The organism is Ignavibacteriales bacterium, from assembly GCA_026390595.1.
In the GTDB taxonomy this organism is placed as follows: domain Bacteria; phylum Bacteroidota; class Ignavibacteria; order UBA10030; family UBA10030; genus UBA9647.
In genome coordinates, this window is the sequence record JAPLFQ010000019.1 from 95,217 (window position 1) to 118,899 (window position 23,683).

Annotated in this window: 19 protein-coding genes; all 19 read left to right on the forward strand. The window is 53.3% G+C overall.

Features of this window, described 5'->3' with window-relative positions:
• The first annotated feature begins 27 nt into the window (after positions 1-27).
• Positions 28-663 (forward strand): 2,3-bisphosphoglycerate-dependent phosphoglycerate mutase, encoded by a 636-nt coding sequence (locus NTU47_07950; GenBank protein MCX6133728.1) that lies wholly within the window; start codon positions 28-30, stop codon positions 661-663.
• A gap of 302 nt (positions 664-965) precedes the next feature.
• Positions 966-1,349: a DUF309 domain-containing protein gene (locus tag NTU47_07955; GenBank protein ID MCX6133729.1), complete on the forward strand. Its 384-nt coding sequence runs from the start codon at positions 966-968 to the stop codon at positions 1,347-1,349.
• 17 nt (positions 1,350-1,366) lie between these two features.
• Positions 1,367-1,705 carry a YfhL family 4Fe-4S dicluster ferredoxin gene (locus tag NTU47_07960; GenBank protein ID MCX6133730.1) on the forward strand — a complete coding sequence of 113 codons (339 nt, stop codon included), beginning with the start codon at positions 1,367-1,369 and terminating at the stop codon, positions 1,703-1,705.
• Between the two features lie 115 nt (positions 1,706-1,820).
• Positions 1,821-2,666, forward strand: coding sequence for an MBL fold metallo-hydrolase (locus tag NTU47_07965; GenBank protein MCX6133731.1), 846 nt, complete (start codon positions 1,821-1,823; stop codon positions 2,664-2,666).
• A 23-nt stretch (positions 2,667-2,689) separates the two neighbouring features.
• Positions 2,690-3,025, forward strand: coding sequence for a Rieske 2Fe-2S domain-containing protein (locus tag NTU47_07970; GenBank protein ID MCX6133732.1), 336 nt, complete (start codon positions 2,690-2,692; stop codon positions 3,023-3,025).
• On the forward strand, positions 3,022-3,975 hold the full coding sequence (gene queG, locus NTU47_07975) for a tRNA epoxyqueuosine(34) reductase QueG (GenBank protein MCX6133733.1): 954 nt from the start codon (positions 3,022-3,024) through the stop codon (positions 3,973-3,975). The genes NTU47_07970 and queG overlap by 4 nt, the downstream gene beginning before the upstream one ends.
• Positions 3,976-4,055: 80 nt before the next feature.
• Entirely contained in the window at positions 4,056-5,012 is a 957-nt protein-coding gene (gene trxB, locus NTU47_07980; protein MCX6133734.1) for a thioredoxin-disulfide reductase, read from the forward strand.
• A 140-nt stretch (positions 5,013-5,152) separates the two neighbouring features.
• Positions 5,153-6,190 carry a hypothetical protein gene (locus NTU47_07985; GenBank protein ID MCX6133735.1) on the forward strand — a complete coding sequence of 346 codons (1,038 nt, stop codon included), beginning with the start codon at positions 5,153-5,155 and terminating at the stop codon, positions 6,188-6,190.
• A gap of 57 nt (positions 6,191-6,247) precedes the next feature.
• Entirely contained in the window at positions 6,248-7,639 is a 1,392-nt protein-coding gene (locus NTU47_07990) for a hypothetical protein (protein ID MCX6133736.1), read from the forward strand.
• Positions 7,640-8,198: 559 nt separating this feature from the next.
• Positions 8,199-9,383: a T9SS type A sorting domain-containing protein gene (locus tag NTU47_07995; protein MCX6133737.1), complete on the forward strand. Its 1,185-nt coding sequence runs from the start codon at positions 8,199-8,201 to the stop codon at positions 9,381-9,383.
• 170 nt (positions 9,384-9,553) lie between these two features.
• Positions 9,554-12,688 carry a YCF48-related protein gene (locus NTU47_08000; GenBank protein ID MCX6133738.1) on the forward strand — a complete coding sequence of 1,045 codons (3,135 nt, stop codon included), beginning with the start codon at positions 9,554-9,556 and terminating at the stop codon, positions 12,686-12,688.
• A 30-nt stretch (positions 12,689-12,718) separates the two neighbouring features.
• On the forward strand, positions 12,719-14,830 hold the full coding sequence (locus NTU47_08005) for a T9SS type A sorting domain-containing protein (GenBank protein MCX6133739.1): 2,112 nt from the start codon (positions 12,719-12,721) through the stop codon (positions 14,828-14,830).
• 40 nt (positions 14,831-14,870) lie between these two features.
• A complete protein-coding gene (locus NTU47_08010; GenBank protein MCX6133740.1) occupies positions 14,871-17,333 on the forward strand; it encodes a T9SS type A sorting domain-containing protein in 2,463 nt (820 codons plus the stop codon).
• 278 nt (positions 17,334-17,611) lie between these two features.
• The gene (gene sppA / locus NTU47_08015; GenBank protein ID MCX6133741.1) at positions 17,612-18,514 is read left to right on the forward strand and encodes a signal peptide peptidase SppA; all 903 of its coding nucleotides are present in this window, start codon (positions 17,612-17,614) and stop codon (positions 18,512-18,514) included.
• 18 nt (positions 18,515-18,532) lie between these two features.
• Positions 18,533-18,829, forward strand: coding sequence for an integration host factor subunit beta (locus NTU47_08020; protein MCX6133742.1), 297 nt, complete (start codon positions 18,533-18,535; stop codon positions 18,827-18,829).
• Positions 18,830-18,958: 129 nt separating this feature from the next.
• Positions 18,959-19,711 carry a tetratricopeptide repeat protein gene (locus tag NTU47_08025; protein MCX6133743.1) on the forward strand — a complete coding sequence of 251 codons (753 nt, stop codon included), beginning with the start codon at positions 18,959-18,961 and terminating at the stop codon, positions 19,709-19,711.
• Between the two features lie 866 nt (positions 19,712-20,577).
• Entirely contained in the window at positions 20,578-20,901 is a 324-nt protein-coding gene (locus NTU47_08030) for a YtxH domain-containing protein (GenBank protein ID MCX6133744.1), read from the forward strand.
• Between the two features lie 156 nt (positions 20,902-21,057).
• Positions 21,058-21,429: a hypothetical protein gene (locus NTU47_08035; protein MCX6133745.1), complete on the forward strand. Its 372-nt coding sequence runs from the start codon at positions 21,058-21,060 to the stop codon at positions 21,427-21,429.
• 64 nt (positions 21,430-21,493) lie between these two features.
• Positions 21,494-23,599 (forward strand): elongation factor G, encoded by a 2,106-nt coding sequence (gene fusA, locus NTU47_08040; protein ID MCX6133746.1) that lies wholly within the window; start codon positions 21,494-21,496, stop codon positions 23,597-23,599.
• Positions 23,600-23,683 lie beyond the last annotated feature (84 nt).

Genomic DNA, 23,683 nt, shown 5'->3' on the forward strand with positions numbered 1-23,683 from the left:
GATCAGCACACTAGAACCGAAACGACCATGCCAAATCTCATACTACTTCGCCACGGCGAATCGCAATGGAACCTGGAAAACAGGTTCACCGGATGGACCGATGTTCCGCTGTCACCGAAGGGGGAACAGGAAGCGCACGAAGCCGGTCAGAAATTGAAGGCCTACAAGTTCGACAAAGCGTACACCTCGGTCCTCAAGAGGGCCATCAACACTCTGCAGATTGTTCTGAAAATCACGGGTCAGGAGAACATCCCCACCGAGTATGACAAGGCGTTGAACGAGCGGCACTATGGCGCCCTGCAAGGATTGAACAAGGCAGAGACGGCAGTGAAATACGGCGACGCCCAGGTGAAACTCTGGAGGCGAAGCTATGACGTGCCGCCTCCGAGCGAAGTGACCGAGTTGAATCCGATGGGGATCAGCGAGAGCCTGAAGGATACAGCTGCCCGTACACTTCCGTACTTTGATACCAAGATTCTCCCGGATATCAAAGCCGGCAAGAATATCATTGTCGCCGCACATGGCAACAGCCTTCGGTCCATCGTGATGCAGCTCGACAATCTCACGAGGGAACAAGTGATCGAATTGAATATCCCGACCGGTGTCCCGCTACTCTATGTCTATGACACTGCAGGAAAGATCCTCGAGCACAAATACTTGTAAGCTTCTGGTGGTTCGTGAAAAAAGAGGCGCGGTTCGAACAGGACCGTGCCTCTTTCATTCTGTTCCCTTTCCGTCAAGGCCTTAGGGAACGGCGATCATGCCGAGTCTCTCATTTCCGGCAGAAGCAATTCGTGTGGAGGTTGGTGCGCGGACCCGGCATGCGCTTGCGAAGGTGCGAAGACAGACGCGCAAGAGAGTTTTTCCTGAGAATGATACTGAGGTGCTCAAAAACCACAGAAACTCAATAAAATATCGGCCAAACAGCTTGTTTTTTATTCCTCTGTTTGCTATACTCACATCGAATGGATGAGCGATTCTACGAGGGAATCAGGGAATTTAACGGGGGAAGGTATTTTGAGGCGCATGATATTCTCGAAGATCTCTGGCAAGGCTATCGCGAACCAGACCGTGTGTTCCTGCAGGCGTTGATCCACTCCGCCGTTGGCCTCTATCATCTCGAAAACAACAATTTCAAAGGGGCCCGCAGCCAGCTCTCGAAAGCCTGCTCAAAGTTGGAGCCCTATCTGCCTGCACATTGGGGCCTGAATGTGAATCTGTTGTGTGCATCATTGAAGGATCAGATGGAGATCCTGGAAGGGCGTGAGCGGAGCGGGGAGAAGAGTGGCGAGATTTTCGACAGACCAAGAATGCAATTGATATCTGACAATTATCTGACAATTTCTTAATCAAAGGAGATATTTGAATGGCGACATTTATCACTGAGGAATGTATCAACTGCGGAGCATGTGAGCCGGAGTGTCCGAACACGGCGATCTATGCTGGCGGAGTCCAATGGGAGAAGGACGGAGCCACGCACGAGGCAATCTCGAACGACTTCTACTACATCGTTCCTGAGAAATGCACCGAGTGTGTGGGACATTTTGAAAAGGAGCAATGTGCCGCGGTCTGTCCGGTGGACTGCTGCGTCCCGGATCCGAATATTGTGGAGACCGAGGACGTGCTCTTCGAGCGGGCAAAGAAGCTGCATCCCGATCGCACGTTTACTGAACTGAGTGCGGCGACGTCACGCTTCAGAAAGTAAGATCGCGTTAAGTTCGTAGGAAGGTCGGTGTCAAACCATCACGCTTAGCCGATGATGGCAGGTGACAGCCGGCCTTCTTTGTTTTTAGATCGAATGAAATCAGAGACCGGAGCAAATGAAGATCGGTGAATACGATATTGTCTCCCTCGAAACAGGGCGCTTCTGGCTCGATGGAGGGGCAATGTTTGGGGTCGTTCCGTGGGTGTTCTGGAGCAAGTCGAATCCGCCTGATGCACGGCAGCGGATCGAACTCGCGGCCCGTTGCTGGCTCGTTCGGGGGCATGGCCGGACTATCCTGGTTGATGATGGCAACGGTTCTAAATGGAGCGAGAAGCTGAAGGATATCTACAATCTCAACACGACCGCTGGAGATCTGCTGCAGTCGCTCAGGAACCTCAACGTCTCCCCCGAAGCAGTCACGGACGTCATACTGACCCACCTCCATTTTGACCATGCCGGAGGTTCGACGACCGTTGTGGATGGCAGGATCATTCCTACCTTTGCGAACGCTCGATACCATGTCCAGAAAAAGCAATGGGAGCTTTCTCAGAATCCCACAGAGAAGGACCGTGGGAGTTTCATGCGGGATGACTTCGTGCCGCTCCGGGAGTATGGGGTTCTGGAACTGATCGACGGAGAATGCGAGCTTTTCCCGGGTATCGAACTGCTTGTGTGCAACGGCCACACGAATGCACAGCAGCTTCCGAAGATCTCGGACGGCCGCTCCACGATGCTGTTTTGCTGCGACCTGGTTCCGACGATTTCCCATATCCCGTGGCCATATGTGATGGCCTACGACGTCAGACCTCTTGTGACGATCGAAGAAAAGAAAAAGATTTTCGGCCGGGCTTGTGAAGAAGGGTGGATCCTGTTCCTGGAACACGATCCGACGACAACAGCGATCACGCTCAGGAGCGCGGAGAAGGGTTTTGCAGTCCATCAACGATTGATGTCGATCTAATCGGCCCCATCAAAGAAAACAAAATGAATCGCTTTGTGAAAGTAGCCCGGACGACGGACTTCGGTACTCGAAAATCGATGCGTGTGACAATTGAGAACGTTGACATCGCTTTGTTCTCTGTCGATGGCGCCTATCATGCCGTTCAGAACGATTGCCCCCACCAGCATTTTTCTGCGTTGCACGATGGAATCCTCAACGGTGCGGAGATTACGTGCCCGATGCACGGATGGACGTTTGATCTTGCTTCAGGCAAGGCCACGATCGGCGGCGGAAGGCTGAAGCGGTACTCATTGAAAGTCGTTGGCGAGGATATTCTCGTCGAAGTCCCGAACGACGAGCCGGACTGGGCGAAGAAGTGACGCCGAATCAAATCCTCACGCGGGCGATCAAGACGAAGGCCCTCGAACTTGGATTCTCGGGTGTCGGAGTCGCGTGCGCACGGAGTCTGGAATCTGAAGGTGTGAGGCTGCAGCAGTGGCTTTCCCGCGGGTATCACGGTACGATGGAATGGATGCAAAAGAACCTCGAAAAGCGTACCGATCCCCGCCTGCTGCTCCCGAACGCACGATCTGTAATCTCGCTCGCTCTGAACTACTACACTCCGCCTGAACATAGCTGGAACATCGAAACCGGGAAGATTTCCCGCTATGCGTGGGGGGATGATTATCATCTCGTGATGACGTCGCGAATCCTTCAGCTTGTTGACTGCATCAAAACAGAAAGTCCCGGGGTTAACGCGAAAGCCTACGTCGATACCGGTCCTGTGATGGACAAGGCCTGGGCGGTCCGCGCGGGAATCGGTTGGCTGGGGAAGCACACGAACGTCATCACAAAAGAATACGGGTCGTGGGTCTTCCTGGGCGAGATCATCCTGGACGCGGAGCTGGAATACGATGAACCGATCCTGGATTTCTGCGGCTCGTGTACAGCATGCATCGCGGCTTGCCCCACGGACGCGATCGTTGAGGCGTATCTCCTCGATTCGACGAGGTGTATTTCGTACCTTACAATAGAGCACAGGGGCCCGATACCGGAGGAACTCAAACCGCGATTCGACAATTGGGTGTACGGCTGTGATATCTGTCAGGATGTCTGTCCGTGGAATCGATTTCAACAGCCGACGGGAGAGCAGGCATTCTTTCCCAGAGCCGAAAACGTGGAACCCCGGCTGGCCGACCTTGAAAACATCTCTGCGGAAGAGTTTGCCAGGCGATTCAAAAAGAGTCCCGTGAAACGGACAAAGAGAAATGGAATGATCCGAAACGCGAAAGCAGTCCAAGAAGGAAGAACAGGCAAGGCAACAACATAGAATCAAGTTCCAATACTCATCTACTTGATACGTAACTACTCCAATACTCAACTACTCCATAACTCAGATACTTACTTCTTATGACCGACACGAACCGTCACAAAGTCATCATCATCGGATCTGGTCCGGCAGGACTCACGGCAGCGCTCTACACCGCGCGTGCAAGCCTCAGCCCGGTCGTATTCGAAGGGATTCAACCCGGAGGGCAGCTGACCATCACCACTGAGGTTGAGAACTTCCCCGGTTTCCCCGAAGGTGTCATGGGTCCGGCACTGATGGACCTCATTCGGCAGCAGGCTCAGAAGTTCGGGGCGAAGTCCCTTTACCAGGAAGTGACGGAGGTTGATTTCTCAAAAAGACCATTCAAGATAGTCTCGGATGGTACGGAGTACTTCGCTGAAACAGTGATTGTCTCCACCGGAGCATCGGCGAAACTGCTCGGAATTCCGTCGGAAGCAGAGTACATGGGCTATGGAGTGTCTGCGTGCGCCACCTGTGACGGGTTCTTTTTCAAGAATCAGCACGTTGTGGTGGTCGGAGGGGGCGACACGGCAATAGAGGAGGCCTCGTTCCTGACGAAGTTCGCTTCGAAAGTGTCGATTGTTCACAGAAGAAACGAACTGAGGGCTTCAAAGGTCATGCAGCAAAGGGCATTCAGCAATCCGAAGATCGAGTTTGTCTGGGACTCGGCTGTCGACGAGGTGCTGGGGAAGAACGAGGGGGGAAAGAAGTCACTCACCGGTGTTCGCCTCAAGAACCTGAAGACCGGCGTACTCACTGAGTTCGCTTGCGATGGTCTATTCCTGGGTATCGGTCATCAGCCGAACACGAAGTTGTTCGAAGGGAAGCTCGACATGGATCCCGTCGGGTACCTCATAACCAAGCCGCATAGCACCGCCACGAACATCCCGGGTATTTTTGCGGCGGGCGATGTGGCCGATCCGACATATCGTCAGGCGGTAAGCGCCGCAGGGACAGGATGTATGGCGGCAATTGATGCAGAGAGGTTCCTGGCCCACGGCGAAGTCGGCCATTAGACGCATCGACCTAAGACACCAACAAGCCCCTTGGCAGAAGTGACAAGGGGCTTTTTTTCGATCCCTTTGAACAGGCAAAAGGTTGAAACAGAGGCGGCAATTGCCTACTTTTGTGCGAACCACGAGCATCGCACTGTGCCGTGAAAATCAATCCTTCCTATAGAGCTGTTCTACTGAGCATCCTTTCCGGTACTTACACACCGCATGATGTGCGTGAATTCGTGCGTTCATGTTATGCTCTCGCACTTCCATTGATCCGCAAGAGAATCATCCAAGGACGGATCAACCTCCAATCGCTCGGTCTCCAGCAGCCGGATTTGATCTATGACTGCATCGCGGATTTGTTCGTCCGGGATGCTGGTGGGCGCTTCACGGAGATCGAACAGTTCTTCAGAAAAGAACTGGGAGAACCGGATCAGGCTTCAGATGCCCTTCTCTTTGATACGCTGCGACGGATTGTGTTCGGTCGCGTCAACAACAACCTCATCCGTTTTCATGCCGACGCGGACCCGTCGTTTGGGAAGATCCTGCATAATCTTGACGTGTCACTGACGCGTACCCGGTACTTTGAGAAGTTTGTCAGGTTTGGGGAGACGTTTCTCGCCTGCTGCGAGGTCGAACTTCTTCTGGACCGTCCTCCCGCACCGTTTGAGTATTTGCGAAAACGTCTCTCGCAGGTTGTGCTTCTCCATGATCCCATGCCGGTGATGCTGGCGAAACTCCACGATTGCATGAAAGGTCAGGAGGAATATCAGCGCGTAGCACCGTTTCTGTGGGTCGTTTCTGTGCTCAAAGAAATCTACGCCTTGGGCGCTGAATCTGATTCAGGTGAACGCGTGGCCGTAATCGAGCAGGTGGAGTTGGAGGAAGGTCTGAAACTCGTAGAGGACGCGTGCACGATCCTGCGAAAGGAAGTCTATCCACACTACGTGGGAAGCGGCAAGATAAGCGAACAATTGCTTGACGTGTATCTCCGGACAACCTCGGAAATTCTGTCGGATTCTATTACAGCCGGTCGCAACGGCCAGAAGCACTTTTTCGACTACCTCGCAGCTCGCATGCCCGCTGTGACCAAAGAAGAGTATATCAATCGGCACAAACCAGTACTTGAGTACTTCGTGAGATGCGCGAAAAACAAGCTTAGAGATGAATTGAAGAAAGAGGAATCTGCACCCTAGTCATTGTGAGGTACACAAGAGGAGAACGGGAGTCAAGCTTTGGCGACAACGGAACATTTGGAAGAATCGACACTGGCGCTCTACGTCCTCGGCGCACCTGAAGTGCAGGATCGCCGCAAGGAGATTGCGTCGCACATGGCAGACTGTGCCGGATGCGCAGATCTCGTGGAGAAGATCAGGGATTACTATGTGGATGTGCAAGAGATCGAGCAGGCGGAGGCTCCTGCTTTTCTCCCGTCCTTGAATGTCTCCGGGCAACTGGTGCGCAAGACGGGGGGTGAGAGCGCGGTGCCCGTCATCCCGGGTCGCCGTGCGACGTCTGAGGTTGTCATCAGTTCCTTCAGGACGTATCCCATCCGCTGGACCGGGGCGTTCGCCCTGGTTGCAGCCGCGCTCATGCTTGTCGTGCCGAAGCTCGTAACAAGAGATGCGAGCCCTGCTTATCTGCGTGCGAAGGACGAATTTCTGGTCGCATTGAACAAGAATGGTGAAGAACTTTGGAGAAAACTTGTCGTCCCGGGTTTCGACCTTAAAACGAGCAAGACCGCTTTGACTAACTTCTCGGTACTCGAAGATGTGGATGGAGATGGGAAGAAAGAGGCTGTTTTACTGTCGCCTCATCCAGAGGCGCCTCCCGGAAGTTATCAAGCGACCTCGATTCGATGCTTTAACGCGGACGGGAACGACCGATGGATTGTGGCTTACCATCCCGTCATGACATTCGACTCAGTGGCATTCTCTGGCGATTATCTGATTCAGCCGCCACTTGGGGTCAGGGATTTCGACCGGAATGGGAAGTACAGTGTGGTGTTCGTCGCACATCACGCCACTTGGTGGCCGGCAGTTGTGGGTATGCTGGATGCCAGCAACGGAAAGCCGATTGCGGAATATTGGCATCCCGGTTGGGTGAAACTTGCGATAAAGGACATTGATGGGGATGGGAGGGAAGACATCCTGGCAGTAGGATATAACAACGCATTCAAAAAGAATGTCCTGGCGGTTCTGGATCCACGCAAGGCTGCTGGACACGCTCCGGCAGCGACCGGATTCACGCCGAAAGATATCGAAGCTGCCGCGGAGAAGTTTTACATCCTGCTGCCCGATCCGGATCTATTTGGATTGTCACTTCGTCTGCCGGGCGAGAACAATTCATGGATTGAGGAAAGCTCCGGTCTCGTCATACGCACAACCAGATATCTGACAGATGGCAAGCGGGGTGATCGCGTAGCGGAGGTATTCTTCGAATTTGACGGTCACATGAACTGCGTCCGGGTCAGGGGAGGAGACGAGTTTGTTGCTCTGCACCATGACCTCGAAAAAGCGGGCAAGCTCAGCCGGAAGATCGAGGAAGGGTATTTCGAAGAGATGCGCCGGGGCGTTCAATATTGGGATGGAGGGAAATTTGTGAAGGAGGTGACGATTAATAAGAAGTATGTGAGGAGTAAGTAGGAAATATTTGAGCGTCGGCTTTCAAGTCGACGTTTCGGTCAGGACATAACATAGATAGCCGAATTGCCAGAAGTGAGAATGGCGGTTCGGCTTTTTTCTTGGCCCCGACATTCTGCATGAGGGTCGATGTGAAGTATAAAGAACTATCAGAAATGTCTCAGAGAGATGCCACAAGATCTGTGAAAACGTACTCCCTTACTGCTTGGATCGATACTTCAAAACCTGAGGTCATTGAACGCGCCCTTCGGGATCTCTCGCCGAGGAGGAAGATCATTCACACTGATGTGGGTTTCTTTCTGAAAGCAACCGTTCGCGGTCCGGATGCGAGGCTTTTGAACAAGCACCTTCTGCTTGCTCTCCGGAGCATAGAGCCCTGTACGGCGCTTCACGCAGAATGGAAAACGCGGAATTCAACTCAATGGTTCTTCAACTATGTTCAAAAACGATCACGCAAAACAAGTTCTTCTCATTGTCTGAAGCCGCATCAGGCCGGACACGCACGTTCGAGGCGCTAGCCCTCATCCCGCACGATTCAGAGTTCCGAGAGGATTCCTCACACATGAATCGCCTGGCAGCAATTCTCATCGCCCTCTGTATCATCCACGTATGTTCGTTCGCTGGACCCGCGAAGGCATACTTCTGCCGCGCGAGCATCGGAAACGCAGTTGTACTTGAAAACGATTTGGTGAAAATCACGATCGCCGAGACTGGGGGCAAAGTGATCGGATGGTATGTCAAGAGCCTCCGGAGAGATATCGCTGCCTGGGATTCCACCTTGCCGTATGCAGTTCTTGCACAACGATTTGGTGTCTTCGACGACTCAGCAAAATGGCCTGGAGGCTGGCCATCACCTATTGGCCTGGAGAAGTATCAAACCGAGATACTCCCGTCTGCCGATCAATCGGCTCGTGTGAGACAGACATTGATTGTTCCCCCGCCTTCTGCGTTTTCTGGATTAAGTGTGGAGAAGACCTACACACTTTCCGTGAATCGTTATGAGCTCTCGGTCGACTATGTCATCACAAACACCTCAAGGGAGGTCAAGTGCTACTTGGATAGCGGGAGCACATACGGCATCAATCTGACCGTCGAAACGACGATGCTCTGCGACACCAGCTACACGATATCGTTCAAATCGAACGGCAGAGTGTACTCAAGTCCATTTCCTGCTGAATTCTTTAACCCCGATGCCCCGAACGCTGAATTCAAGCAGGCCATCGACTGGTGCGCTATCGAAGACAAGAATGGCGGATATGTGATGGGCTCCTTCTATCCTTCCGGATTGACACGCGGCCTTTGGCCTGGCGAACAAAGGTCGGGAGCGTACGACTATGAGATAATCTTTCGATCTGTGACCTACCAGCCGGGACAGGTGGAGACATATCATTTCAGGACGTGTGGAGGCCCGGGCAACATAGAGTCGTTCGCAAGAGGCGAACTCTCCAACCCGACATCGATCGAGAGGGCGACCGATGAAGTCCCAGGTCAGCTGAGGCTCATGCAAAACTACCCAAACCCTTTCAATCCGAGCACCACTATCGAGTTTAGCGTGCCGGCGAATTCGTTCATATCTTTGAAAGTCCTCAATCTGCTTGGACAAGAAGTGGCTGTCCTGGTGAATGAAGAAAAGCATGCTGGACTGTACAGGATTCAATGGCAGGCAGATGTGCCCAGCGGGGTTTATTTGTATCGACTTCAGTCCGGGGGCCACACGCTTCTCCGGAAGATGACGTTCATCCGTTAGAATCAGTGAGCTTATCTTCAGATGGCAGTATTCCGACGCAAGCGGCAACCCTGCGGACGGACCTTGGCGAAATACCAAACGCACCATCCCGACCTCGAAAGGAGCAGATCATGAAACGCTGTGCCCGAGTTTGTTTAGCCGCATTGTCCTTTTTTTTTAGCACGAACGTGATGAACTCACAGTGGATCCAGACGAATGGCCCTACCGGGGGGGCAGTCTCTACCCTTGCGGCGATCGGTACAAACGTATTTGCGGGGAGTTCAGACGGCGGCGGTGTATTCTTGTCGACTGATTTCGGCACAAGCTGGAAGCACATCGACAGCGGCTTCGCCTACACTCCAGTCAAGGCGCTTACAGCATATGGAACAAGCCTGCTGGCTGGCACGGACAAAGGGATCTTTCTCACGAACGACAACGGGAAGAGTTGGAACAACGTGGGCGTCAACGGTCTCTCCGTTAACGCGATCACAGTGGGAATAAACTCAGGCGGAGTCACGAAGATCTTTGCCGGAGTCAGTTCAAGCCCCGCCGTCTATATGTCCACCAACGGAGGAGCCTACTGGAACGCAGCAACCAATTCGGGATTGTCGGCATCTGCTGTTTATTCGCTTGCCGTCAGTTCACTCGCCGCGGGCGGAACGGCTCTTTTTGCGGGCACCAGTTCGGGGGTCTTCTATTCGACAAACGACGGCGGAAATTGGACAGCGTCAAATACCGGGCTCACGGGGGCGTATGCCCACTCCATGGTCGTGGGTCCGGACAGCGCAGGAAAGTCAAGTCTCTTCATGGGAAGCTACGGCAAGGGAGTTTTTCGCATGTCGCAAAATGGTTCCTCATGGGTTGCTGCCAGCAACGGTCTGACAAGCCTTTACATCTACTCTCTGGTTGCAAACGGAAACGTGATGTACGCAGGAACGGGTGCAGGGCTTTTTGCAACGTCTGATGGAGGGAGATCCTGGAGCCCAATCGTGTCAGGTTTGGCGACGAACAGAATCAACGCTCTGCTTTTCGTCCCGTCAGGAGGAACTGGCGGTTCCAGCTTCTTCGCAGGCACAGATCAAGGCGTATGCCTATCCACCAACAATGCATCGACTTGGGTCAGCAAGAACTCAGGACTGGCGAACACTGTGATTTACGCATTCGGAGTCTCCGGCAAAAATCTGTTTGCCGGGACATATGGCGGTGGAGTCTGCCGTTCAACCGACAATGGAACGAGTTGGACGACTGTCAACGACGGTCTTACAAACCTGAACGTTGATGCATTTGCAGTAACCACCGGGACTTCGGGCAACACGGTGTTTGCCGGCACAGGGGCGGGCGTCTTCGTCTCGACAAACGATGGAATCAGTTGGTCATCTGCAAGCTCAGGACTGACGAACACGACGGTCCTGGCACTCGCGACGATGCCTGCAAGCGGCAGTTCCGGCACAAACCTGTTCGCGGGCACCATGGGGGGCGTCTTCATTTCCTCAAACAACGGCGCAACGTGGAATGCCGCGAATTCCGGTTTAGCAAGCCTCTCCGTTATGTGCCTTGCAGTGAGCGGCACGAACCTGTTCGCTGGGACGTACGATGGTGGGGTCTTTCTTTCATCCGACCATGGCAGGAGTTGGGTGCCGACGAGTGTCGGGCTGCCGAACAAACCGATCAACGTGCTTGCCGTTATTCCCAACAGTTCAGAGGGTGCGAACCTGTTTGCCGGAACTGAAGGGAGCGGCGTGTATCGCTCCACAAATAATGCCACGTCATGGTCAGCCGCCGGGCTGGCTACACAACAAATTTGGGCATTTGGAGTGAGCGGAACGAACCTGTTCGTTGGGGATAATTTCGGGATTTGGTATACCACTGACAACGGCGCGGTGTGGCGGACAGCCTCGACTGGACTCACGAATGTGAAGGTCATAAGCTTTGGCATAATAGGCTCGGACATCGTGACCGGGACAATAGGAGGCGGCGTATTCCGCAGAGGTCTGTATGAAATGATCCCGCGCCCTTGTGCGTGGACCGCACAGATTTCGCCACTTGGATACACGGCTCTCGGTCAGATCCAATTCGTGAGTCCAACAGAAGGTTGGGTCGTGATGGGTAACGGAAAACTGCTTCACACGACGAATTCCGGATCGGCTTGGTCAACCGTCAATGTGGCCGGGACAGATACTGTTTGGTTCAACACCGACAACCTCAGAGCGTTGTCCCCTATGTCGTTTACCTCGCCCTCGACGGGTTGGGTGATTGGAACACTCGGGACATCGCAACAATCGCGCGGGCCGGTGCTCTTCAAGACGACCGATGGGGGATCGATTTGGGTAAAACAGTCCATTGCGGGATGGAGCACTGCATTTGGAACGCAGTTCGTTGACGCGACACACGGGTGGGTCGAAGTGCTGACCGGGATTCAATCGAGTTTCACCTACGCGATCCTACGAACGACCGATGGGGGGAACCAGTGGACGACTGCTTACACCTCGAATACCTCTTTGCTCGCACCCCATTTCATCGATGCAAATATCGGCTGGGGCATTGTTGGTATTCCTGGCGGCACCGGCTCTTCCATCGTTCGTACCTCGAATGGTGGGACAACTTGGACTGAGCAACGTTCTGACAATACGGCTGGCAGTCTCAATCGCGTACAATTTGTGGATGCTAACAATGGATGGGTCATCGGCGATTCTGCCAAGATATTCAAGACCACGAACGGCGGGAACATGTGGACACAACTCACGAACGCCCCGATAGACCGTTCGACCAAGCTCAAGTCAATGTACTTCCTGAACGCCAACTGCGGCTGGATCGCAGGCCAAGTTGCGTCGGGCGCGATTCCAACGTATTTGCTGCATACGACGAATGGCGGCGCCACTTGGACGATTGATGGCGGCAGCCTGTGGTCCCCGCCGAACAATCCACCGTTCGAAGCCAGTATAATGGGTCTTTGCTTTGTCGACGCAAACACCGGTTGGATGAGCACGTATCACGGCGATCTTGTGAAGACGACGTCGGGGGGTGTTATCACTTCCGTCCGGCTGGAATCAAAAACAGAGACTTCGCAATCCTTTGTGCTGGAGCAGAATTACCCGAATCCGTTCAATCCGAGTACGACAATTCGCTATGAACTCTCCGAGCCAACATATGTCTCGCTGAGCATCTATAATATGCTTGGACAGCTTGTCTCGACACTCGTGGATGAGAGAAAGGGGCCGGGCTGTTACCAAGTCCAGTGGACCACGAGAGTTCCGAGCGGCATCTATCTTTGCCAGCTTCGAGCTGGATGTCTCGTGGCGACAAAAAAGATGATTGTGGTCAAGTAGATCGATCAGCACTTCGGAAGGAGAACGAGCGTGAAACAATTATCATACCTTCTCGCCGTGATGGTTTCCATCTTGATCAGCAGAGACTCAACGTTCGCACAATGGGTTCGAACCAACCAACTCTGTGGTGGTTACTTCACGTCTTTTGCCGCTTCCGGTGCAGCGGTGTTCGCTGGTGCCTACGGCGGCGGGATCTTCCTCTCAACAAATGACGGGGCCAATTGGAAGAAGCTCAATCTCGCTGACGGAACCTGGACTAACGGGCTCGTGGCTGCGCTTGACGGATCAGGGGGGACAGATATCTTCGTTGCCGCCACTTGGGGGGCGGTCGGTGAACCCTGCGGCGTCATACGCTCTACCGACTTCGGCCAAACATGGTTTGAGGTAAATTCAGGACTGACCAATCTCTTTCTGACCTCGCTGGCAGTGTCCGTCGGCGATGACGGAAGCAAGAACCTCTTTGCAGGGACATGGGGAGGCGGCGTCTTTAGGTCAACAAACAACGGGGCAAGGTGGAATCCAGTCAATACTGGTCTACATGGACTGAATGTGAAGGCGCTTGCGGTGGCTGGCTCTACTCTTCTTGCGGGTACCGATCATGGTGCATTTTTGTCGGTGAACAACGGTTCACTGTGGACTCAAGTGAATTCGGGTTTGCCAGACACCAATTTGTCCTGTGCAGCAATCTCTTCAGTCGAAACCGGCGGTAAGATTCTGTTCGTAGGCTCGTACAAATCAGGTGCCTTCAGGTCGTCTGACACAGGCGCAAGTTGGGTGCCAGCCAATGACGGCCTGAACAACCTCCATGTGTATGCTCTCACCCCTTCACCGGTGGGGACAGGAAATCCATGCATACTCGCCGGCACAAATGGCGGCGGAATCTATCGTTCCACAAACAATGGTGTTGGCTGGGTGCCCGTGAATACGGGACTGACATTTCCCTATATCCAGGGACTTGCGATTATAGCGGACGGCAATGGAGGACGCAAGTTCTTTGCCGGCACGTGGGGAAGCGGAGTCTTCGTCTCTTCTGATGAGGGGTCCAGCTGGACGATTGCAAACTCGGGACTGGTGTGCAGGTCCGTGAATGCCCTTGCAGCGTTTGATTCAAAGGTCTTTGCCGGTACGAATGGTTGCGGGGCTTTTCTCTCGACAGACGGCGGCGCAACATGGAATCAGAACAACGTCGGCATGAAATTCCCCAACGTGTACGCTCTTGCGGTCGTGGCAAATGAACAAGGGGGGACACACCTCGTGGCCGGTGCGGGGGGCATCTACATCTCCAGCAACGGCGGCGCAACATGGAAGGCCGCGAATATGGCTGTGGGGGACGTGCACGCGTTCGCTGTCTCGCAAGTCGGTAATGAATCGCCTACAATCTTTGCGGGAAATAATGCACTGGACTTGCATCAGGTGCAGGTGATCGCATCGACGGACAGAGGAATGACCTGGAGGCAGCAAGGGACAAACATCAATGCATCCCGCCTGAACGCGCTGGTCACATACGAAGCGAACCTCCTTGTCGGAACAGACAACCGGGGGGTTCTTCTCACGACCGACGGCGGAATGACTTGGATCCCTCGAAACAACGGACTGATGGATTCTTCTGTCAGCGCTCTTACGATCTCGACCGGCTCAGCAGGCGCTGTCAATGTCATCGCCGCTACAGGTCATGGGCTGTTTCGTTCTACAGATTTCGGGATGCAATGGACTTTGGTCAGCGGCGATGCCGTGAGCACTCAAATCCAGGCTCTCGCGGTTAGCAGACAGAACATGTTCGCAGGGGTCTCTTCAACGGTCTGGAAACGTCCGCTCTCCGAAGTCGTCACAGCTGTCGAGGACATCCGCGCGGGCGATCTGAAATCGTTTTCACTGAGTCAGAACTATCCGAACCCCTTCAATCCGGCAACTAGGATTCCCTACCAACTTGGCTCGAATAGCCAGGTCGTGCTCAAGATCTACGATATGTTAGGAAGGGTAGTGGCAACATTCGTGAACGGGATTGAGCACTCCGGAACTCACGCAGTATGTTGGGATGCGTCAACAATGCCTACCGGGGTGTATTTCTATCGCTTCGAAGCTTACCCGACAAACGGGAACAGCGCTGTTGTCGAGACGAAACGAATGGTGTTGCTCAGATGATACTCGACATGATGGTTCATCGCTCTAGGAGAGACTCATAATGACTCACAGGCTTATCGGGCGGTCGTTGTCACTCTTGCTGCCTCTTGTTCTGATATGCCCCAGGCTTTCAGGCCAAGGTAACTCATTCGACTACAAGAAGATTATTTTTGGAACGTCATCCACCCTCAACCTCACTGTCGAATCCGTCGATACGATTACCGGCGCCGCGAGAGTGAACGGTGTCGATAGTCAGGCGCCCACCACACCCTTTACGTGGAACTGGGGTGATGGAATGACGACGAGTGGCTTCTTCCCTCAAACACACACCTACTCGAATGTTTCGAAGAATTACTTCCTCACGGTTACCGCCCATTATTCCGGCGGGAAGCAAGATTCATGCATTCTCCTCATGCGGTTCGTCGGACCGACGGTGTCGCCTATTGCGCTTTCGCCTGATATCGCTGTCCGGATTCCGGTCAATCCTGTCACACTCGGTACACGCTTGTACACGCCCCCTCGCCTTGGAGGATTCGCCGACAGATTCTTTACTACACTGTCGCGATCGACCGTCGAGTATATCGCTTCGGCTGTATCGTCCATCGAAAAGGATTTTGTAAACGACAACATCTATCTGGTGGACTCAAAATTCGAACAGTTGATGCTCAGGGACTCCGCGTTCCAAGGTGCCTATAGCCTCTGGTACACGAATCCCGTCGCATTTGGTGTTGGCGATGCCTTCATGCAAGGTCATATTGGGTGGACAGCGCTCTTTCATGAGATGGGCCACAACTACACCCTGAATTGTCCGGCCAATTATTACTATGGTGGACGCATCGACGGAAACGCGAATGCGATCTATTCTGAGACCATGGCACAGGTCTATGCATACGCCGCCGGTTATGAGCTTGTTAATCACTCTCGATTCTACGGCCTGAGCGATGACCTTGCGTGGGAGATTGGCGCCGATCTCACCGGTTTCATGATGTGGTCTCGCGACAACTACAACACCTACATCAGTGGAGGGAAGAAATTCACGTCATGGAATGATCCGGTCACCCAGGAGGATGATGCTCTGCCCACCTTCAGCACGATCGCGTTTGAATTCTGCAGGCAAGCGGAGACTGAGGAAAAGGGATATCGAGTACCCCTCAAACGTATGACCGGGCTCCTTCAAGGCTTCAATCCATCGTGGTGGCAGAAGTTTGACCAGGGCCATAACACAGCAGCCGCTGATACTTTCCGGTCAACCCTTCTGGTGACGGCCATGTCGTATGGCTTCGCCAAAGACCTCCGTGCCGATTTCAGGAACCTGAAGTTTCCCATCAGCGACCAGATCTACAACGACTTATATGCGTCCGTTACCGGAGTCCCTTCGGCCCCCTTCTTGATTGGTCCCGCGGACCGTGCGCAAGGGATTTCCATTCCGGTGGCCCTCTCCTGGCAATCTGTTCCCGGTGCCGGATTGAACCATCTGCAGGTATCAGAAAGTCCTTTCTTCGCGACTCTCATCGTCAATGACTCCACCTTGGCGAACGCCTCAAAGCAGGTGGGGTTGCTTTCAGAAGGGGCGACGTACCACTGGCGCGTCAGAGCGAAGAATTCTTACGGCTTCGGCGGTTGGTCAGATGTGCGCTCCTTTGTGACACTCAAGGCCCAACCGATTCCTCCGTTATTGTCTCAACCTGCCAACGGGAGTGCCGGTGTTGCGATGACTCTCACATTCAGTTGGGGGGCGGTGACAGGCGCTTCGAAGTACCGTCTTCAAATCTCCCTTTCATCTCTCTTCAATCCTCTGGTGCTGGATGATTCGACGCTGATCGGGGTCTCACGTCAGGTTGGTCCTCTCCTGAACGGCGCCATGTACTATTGGAGAGTTTGCGGTTTCAACGCGAGTGGTTGGAGCCAGTTCTCGCCTGTCTGGAGTTTTACCACGTTGGCCGCACCTTCGGCATCAACCTTGATCGAGCCTATCGACAGCGCACGAAATGTACCCATGAGTCCCACGCTGAGTTGGAGTCCCTGTGAAGGTGCGATCATCTACCAACTTCAGGTCTCCTCCAGGTTTACGTTCAGTGCCAATGTAATTGATGACACAACACTCACCACGACGACTCGGGTTGTCGGCCCTTTGAGTCCGGCAACAACGTATTACTGGAGAGTGCGTGGTCGGAACGCCGCTGGCTACGGCCCCTATAGCACGATAAGACACTTCATCACGGTTGTGTCGACATCATTGGAGCAACTTGGTGGCGCAGTGCCAACAACGTTTGCCTTGCACCCGAACTTCCCGAACCCGTTCAATCCAAGCACCACGATTCGCTATCAAACTCCTCTCGACGGTCCAGTCCTTCTCAAGGTATACAACGTGCTAGGCGAAGAAATCGCAACCATTGTCTCAGGGATTCAAAAGGCTGGATTCTATCAGGTGCAGTGGACACCGCAATTGCCAAGCGGTGCGTATTTCTATCGGTTGCTGGCAGGGATCTACATCGAATCGCGGAAAATGATACTTGTGAAATAGAACCAAAGGAATAGTTGTTTCAGGTGTTCCAAGAGCGCGAGTCCCAATCCGGTAGGGTTGGGACTCGCCGTCTATAATGTGGCGCCTGCTGACCAGGAAGGCCTTCTTGGAATTCCTCAATTTAACGGGGATTCCTGACATCCTACTTGACCCAAATTTCTTATTTGACTTTCAAACACTGTATTCGTATAATCTTAAGTATATCAATAACTTATGCGACCCGACGTGGTGGGAGCTGTAGCCTCTAACTTCGGGGCGTAATCGAGATCCGCAGAGAGATGTCAAACACGGCGAAGTGGATATTAGGCATCACCGTATTCATCCTGGCAATGGGAGGTCTTTTTCTCATTTCCATCGTCACCCTCATTTTCAGCGCGCCGGATGATGAGTCTGCGAGCACGTCGGGTGAGCGCGTCGCCGTCGTGGAATTGGCAGAACCGATCATTGATTCGCAGGATATCGTCCGGCAGTTCAAAAAGTATCGCGAGAACCGGTCGGTGAAGGCCATCGTGTTCCGCGTAGATTCCCCCGGAGGCGGCGTTTCAGCGAGCCAGGAAATCTACGAAGAAGTGAAGAAAACACGCCAGTCCGGCAAGCCGGTTGTCGTTTCCATGGGTTCGGTCGCTGCAAGTGGCGGCTACTACGTGTCATGCGGAGCCACCAAGATCATGGCGAATCCCGGCACGCTGACAGGGAGTATCGGCGTGATATTCCAATTCCTTCACTTCGGCGAGCTCATGAACAAGATCGGAGTCGATGCCTCCACGTTTAAGACGGGAAAGTTCAAGGACATCGGTTCTCCGTATCGCAAGACCACTGTAGACGAAAAGAAGTTCTTTGATCAGCTGCTGGCGGACGTGTATGATCAGTTTGTGACAGTCGTGGCCACTGAACGCAAACTGGACCGCAAGATCGTCCTCGGGTACGCTGACGGACGTGTCTTCACCGGACGCCAGGCGCGTGAATACGGACTTGTCGACACACTCGGAACCTACGAAGACGCCGTGAGTATCGCCGCGAAACTTGGTGAGATCAAGGGAAAACCAAAAGTTGTGAAAGAGCGGAAGATCAGGTCGTTCATGGAAAGGTTGATGGGGGAGACAATATCGGAGCTGGCTTCCTTGAAACATGAACTCTTGAACCAACCCGTGCTGCAATACAAGTTTACGTCACCGTACTAACAACTCACAGGAGGCACCTTGACAAAAGCTGATATCGTAGATGTCATTGCAGCAGCCACGGGCCTGACGAAGGTCGAAACTGAAGCTGTGGTCGACGGATTCATTTCCACCGTCATCGATGCAATGAAGGCGGGAAAGAACATCGAGATCCGCGGTTTTGGCAGCTTCAAAGTCAAGAAACGGAAGGGGAGAATGGCCCGCAACCCGAGAACCGGCGAACAGGTGAAGGTTGAGGAGCACTACGTCCCGATATTCAAGGTTTCCAAAGACTTGAAGCATGTGGTCGACGAAAATCTGAAGAAAACGTTAGGATAGCCGAAGATGAAGCCAAGGATTTCATGCGGGGAATGCGGCAAGTGGATAAAATTGGGTGATCAGAACTGCCCGCATTGTGGCAAGGTCGTTGATTGGTCAACCGAGCCACCTACCGCTGAGGCAGGCGAAATGTCGGGTGGTGTAAGATCCTGCAAGAGATGCGGTTCGGAAAATGCGGCGGATGCGACTTTCTGCGGCACTTGCGGAGCAAAGCTGCAGGGGGCGAGAAGGCATCAGTCTCAGTCCTCACACCAGTCGGCCAGGCAGGAAAAAGACCGGGGTTCGAAGAAACGGGAATCCCAGGCCGGCTCGCTGTTCTCCTGGAAAGTGATTTTCGGCTTCCTCGGACTTCTTCTGATTGTTGTTGTTGGAGTCGAATTGTTCTCGAAGAAGGAACAAGTTGCAGTTCAGGAGCAGTCTGCAGTTCCCCAGATGCCGGCGGCGAACATCCAACTCGCCGGTCAGATCTCCGAGTTGGAGAAAGTGCTCGCAGCCAATCCTGCCGATATGCAGACTCTGCTCAAGCTTGCGAATATGAGCCACGACGGCCGGTTCTTCGATAAGGCCATCACGTACTACAAGCGCTACGTCGAGAAGAATGTCAAGGATGCGAACGCCCGGGTCGATCTCGGTATCTGTTATTTCGAGAATGGGGACTTGGATGAGGCGCAAAAACAGATGCAAACGGCTCTGAAATACGATCCGAAGCACTTGCAGGCGCATTTCAACCTGGGGATCGTGAATCTCCGGGCACGACGGTTTGAAGAAGCAAACGCCTGGTTCAAGAAGACTATAGCTCTTGCTCCACCCAACAGTGAAATTGGTCAGCAGGCCAAGCAGTTTCTCGAACAACACTCTAGTCCACTCATTCAGAACAAATAACGGAGGGCGCTATGCCAAGCGGTAAAAAGCGCAAACGCCACAAGATGGCAACGCACAAGCGCAAGAAGCGCTTGCGAAAGATGCGTCATAAGAAGAAAAAGCGTTAAGTCCCATTTTGGCCGGAGTTAGCGAGCGAAGCGAAGCTAACTCCGTTGCCAAAATGAGGATCCCGACTCTTCTCGTCGGGATCTGATCCAGTGCCCAAATGGGATGCCGACTTCCTTCGTCGGGATCTGATCCAGCGCTAACTAAAATGATGATCCTGCAATTCTTCCTGCGGGATCTGGGTCATCTCAAAGTCAAGCAAATTGCCCTGTCCGGCTTCATCGGCAGGGCAGTGTTGTATATGGTACCCGGCAGTCTGTTCGAGATTCGATACGAGCTTTCTGCCGTCAGTGACCGCTGCGCACCGTGACTGATCCCAGATGCTTGCCGTAGATCCGAGAGCGCTCAATATCGTGGGTTTGGAACCCGTCACCCTGTCCTGAATTAGGACCGAAAATCGAGTTCTCACAAAAAGGATTCAGGAAAATGCGTCTCGTTTTTGATCCAACCTGATTTTTCCTGACAAGAGATTTTTGGTTCTCCCGATTTCCTTGTTTATTTACCTCTTATTTTCTACTTTCTCTTGCGCTTTCGGTCTGGATCAAGTCGAAACGAAATCGATGGACAAAGGCAAGATCTTTCGGAAAGATTTCCCCGCCATAGAGAACCGTGTCGTTCAGGCGGGCGCTTGGCAGCGAAGAATTGGGGAAGGTTTTCTCGTAGCGTCCTTTGTTTAGCCCGAAGGAGTGCCGGGGCAACGTGGCACGAGTGTCTAGGTAGAGGGTTTCTCATCACGCCGAAAATTTCTCACGGAGGATCGTATGGCAGACGAAAACAATGAAGGAATGGCGAAAGGCTTGATCGTCGGCTTTATCGCAGGCAGCGTTGTTGGTGCCGTGATGGCACTTCTGTATGCACCGAAGAGCGGGAAAGAGCTGCGCCGCGACATCAAGGAAAAGACTGGTGAACTCGTCGACAAGGGCGAGGAATACCTCGCGAAGGCCCGGTCGAAGGCATCGGAAATCATGACCGAGGCAAAAAAAAAGTCTGACTCCCTGATCACGGATGCCCGGAAGCAGGCCAACAGTCTTATGGGGGATGCGGAGAGAATTCTCACCGACGCCCGCAGCAAGAAGGGGGAGTAGCCGGACAAAGCTCTGTAATGTTCGATTGACGATTGCCGAATGCCGATTGATGGATGTGGAACTCAATCGAAAATCGAAAACCGACGATCGACAGTAGGATTCGTGGTCATCGAACTGACTGATTGTTGTGTTTGTATTGATTGAGAGGAGCTTCACGTGGAAACTGTTCTCCAACTCGTCCAGGTAGTTTCGCTGGTTAGCTTGACGGCACTCTGTGTCTATCTCATTGTGGCGCTCTCCGGTATCAGACGCGATCTGGCGGAATTTGTGCAGCGTTCCAAACCTGTGCTTGAAAATCTCGCATTTATTACCGAACGGTTGAAATCGACGGCACAGAAAATTGATGATCACGTCGACATTGTCAAAGGATCTCTTAACTCGCTGAAGAATGTGGCAGACAATGTCCTCTTGCTCGAGGAGCGCGTGCAGCAACAGCTCGAAGAACCCATCATGCAGGTAGCTTCTGTTCTTGGAGCCATCGTGAGCAGTATCGGAGGCTTGTTCGAACGATTCCGACCTCGTTCGTAACGGGCTTCACCTCGAGCAGTCCTCTCTTGTCCTAACTATCACCTAAGACCAATGAGGAGATACCGTGGCTATCGCGTCTTCGAAAGAATATACAAGTGACAAAATCCGCAACATTGCATTCATAGGGCACGGTGGATCCGGCAAGACAACAATGTCGGAAGCCGCGCTCTTTACCTCCGGCACTTCAACACGTTTCGGACGAGTCGAAGACGGGAGCACCGTTTCCGACTATCATCCGGACGAAATCGAACGGAAGATTTCCATCAATACGTCGGTTCTTCATTGTGAGTGGGAAGGATGCAAGTTCAACATTCTTGATACGCCGGGGTACTCCGATTTTACCGGAGAAGTGATCTCCGCCCTGCGTGTCGCCGACATCGCCGTTGTGCTGCTGAAAGCCGTGGAAGGGACAGAAGTCGGTACGGAAATTGTCTGGAACTACACGAAACACTATCAAACTCCGACCGTCATCGTTGTCAACAAGATGGACAACGAAAACGCAGAGTTTGAGAAGTCGTTCGGTTCGGCGAAAACCCGCTTCGGCAATGATGTGACGCTGATCCAGTTCCCGGTCAACGAAGGTTTGACGTTCGACTCCGTCGTCGACGTGTTGAAAATGAGGATGTACAAGTTCAATCGTGACGGCAGCGGGAAGTTCACCGATTCCGACATTCCCGCCGAGCACAAAGAGCGGGCAGAAGCGCTTCACGAGGAATTGATCGAAAAGATTGCGGAAACTGACGAAGGACTCATGAACAAGTTCTTCGAAGACGGGACGCTCCATGATGCGGATCTCCAGAAGGGACTTAAATTTGCTCTGTTGTCACGCAAGATCTTCCCGGTTTTCTGTTCCGCTGCGAGTATGAACATTGGACTTGGCTCGATCCTGAGCTTTCTCGTTCAATACGGTCCGTCGCCGCTGGAGCGCGGCAGTGTTACTGCCACGGATACACAGAAGAAACAGGAGATCCAGATCGCCCCGGATCCTGCGGGCCCGCCGTCTCTCTTCGCGTTCAAGACCATCTCCGAGCAGCACGTGGGCGAGTTGTCGTTCTTCCGCGTCTATTCCGGCGCGGTCGTCCCCGGTCTTGATTTGACAAACGTTTCAAATGGAAAGAGCGAGCGTCTCGGGCAGCTCTTCGTCATGAACGGCAAAGAGCGGCGCGATGTCGCGAAGCTCTTCGTTGGCGATATCGGCGCAGTCGTCAAGCTTAAAGACACCCACACAAACAATACGCTCAGCAGCAAGGGGTTCCCTGTGCTGTACCCGACAATCGCTTTTCCCGAGCCGGTGATCCGCATGGCGATTTCGGCAAAGTCGAAAGGTGACGAAGACAAAATCGGCACGGGCCTCCACTACTTGCATGAGGAAGATCCGACGTTCCTTGTCCAGGTCGACGGCGAGCTGAGCCAAACTGTGATTGCAGGCCAGGGAGAACTCCATCTGTTGATCGTGACCAAGAGACTCAAAGAGAAGTACGGCGTGGAGGTCGATCTCAAGGAACCCAAGATACCGTACAAGGAAGCGATCAAAGCAAGAGTGGATGAGGTTGAGTACAAGCACAAGAAACAGACCGGAGGACGCGGCCAGTTCGGTCACGTCTACCTCAAGATCGAACCGTTGCCGCGCGGTACCGGGTTTGAGTTTGCCGACGAGATTGTCGGCGGCGTGGTGCCCGGCAGGTTTGTCCCCGCAGTTGAGAAGGGGGTCATCGAGACGATGCAGAGAGGTGTTCTCGCAGGTTATCAGATTGTCGATGTAAAAGTGACAATTTTCGACGGATCCTATCACTCAGTCGACTCGGACGAACATTCATTCAAGATTGCCGGCACGATGGCGTTCAAGAAGGGCTTCCTCGAGGCGAAGCCGGTACTTCTTGAGCCGATCAACGAAATCGAAGTGATCGTCCCCGATGAATACATGGGCGATGTCATGGGTGACATATCTGGGCGTCGCGGAAAAATCTCGGGGATGGAATCCGAAGGACATTTCCAGAAGATCAAGGCCCTCGTCCCAATGTCCGAGATCCACAAGTACTCCACGATTCTCCGTTCCATGACACAGGGTCGGGGAGTCTACAGGACGAAGTTCGATCATTATGAAGAACTCCCGCGCGAGCTGGCGGAGAAGGTGATCGCGGCCAAGGAAAAGGAGAAGGAAGAAGACTAGTTCTGAGCGTACAACGATCAAGCCCGCTGAGAGCGGGCTTGGTTTTTCATGGGTGCGTCGCGCCCGACTTCGGCATACCGGGAT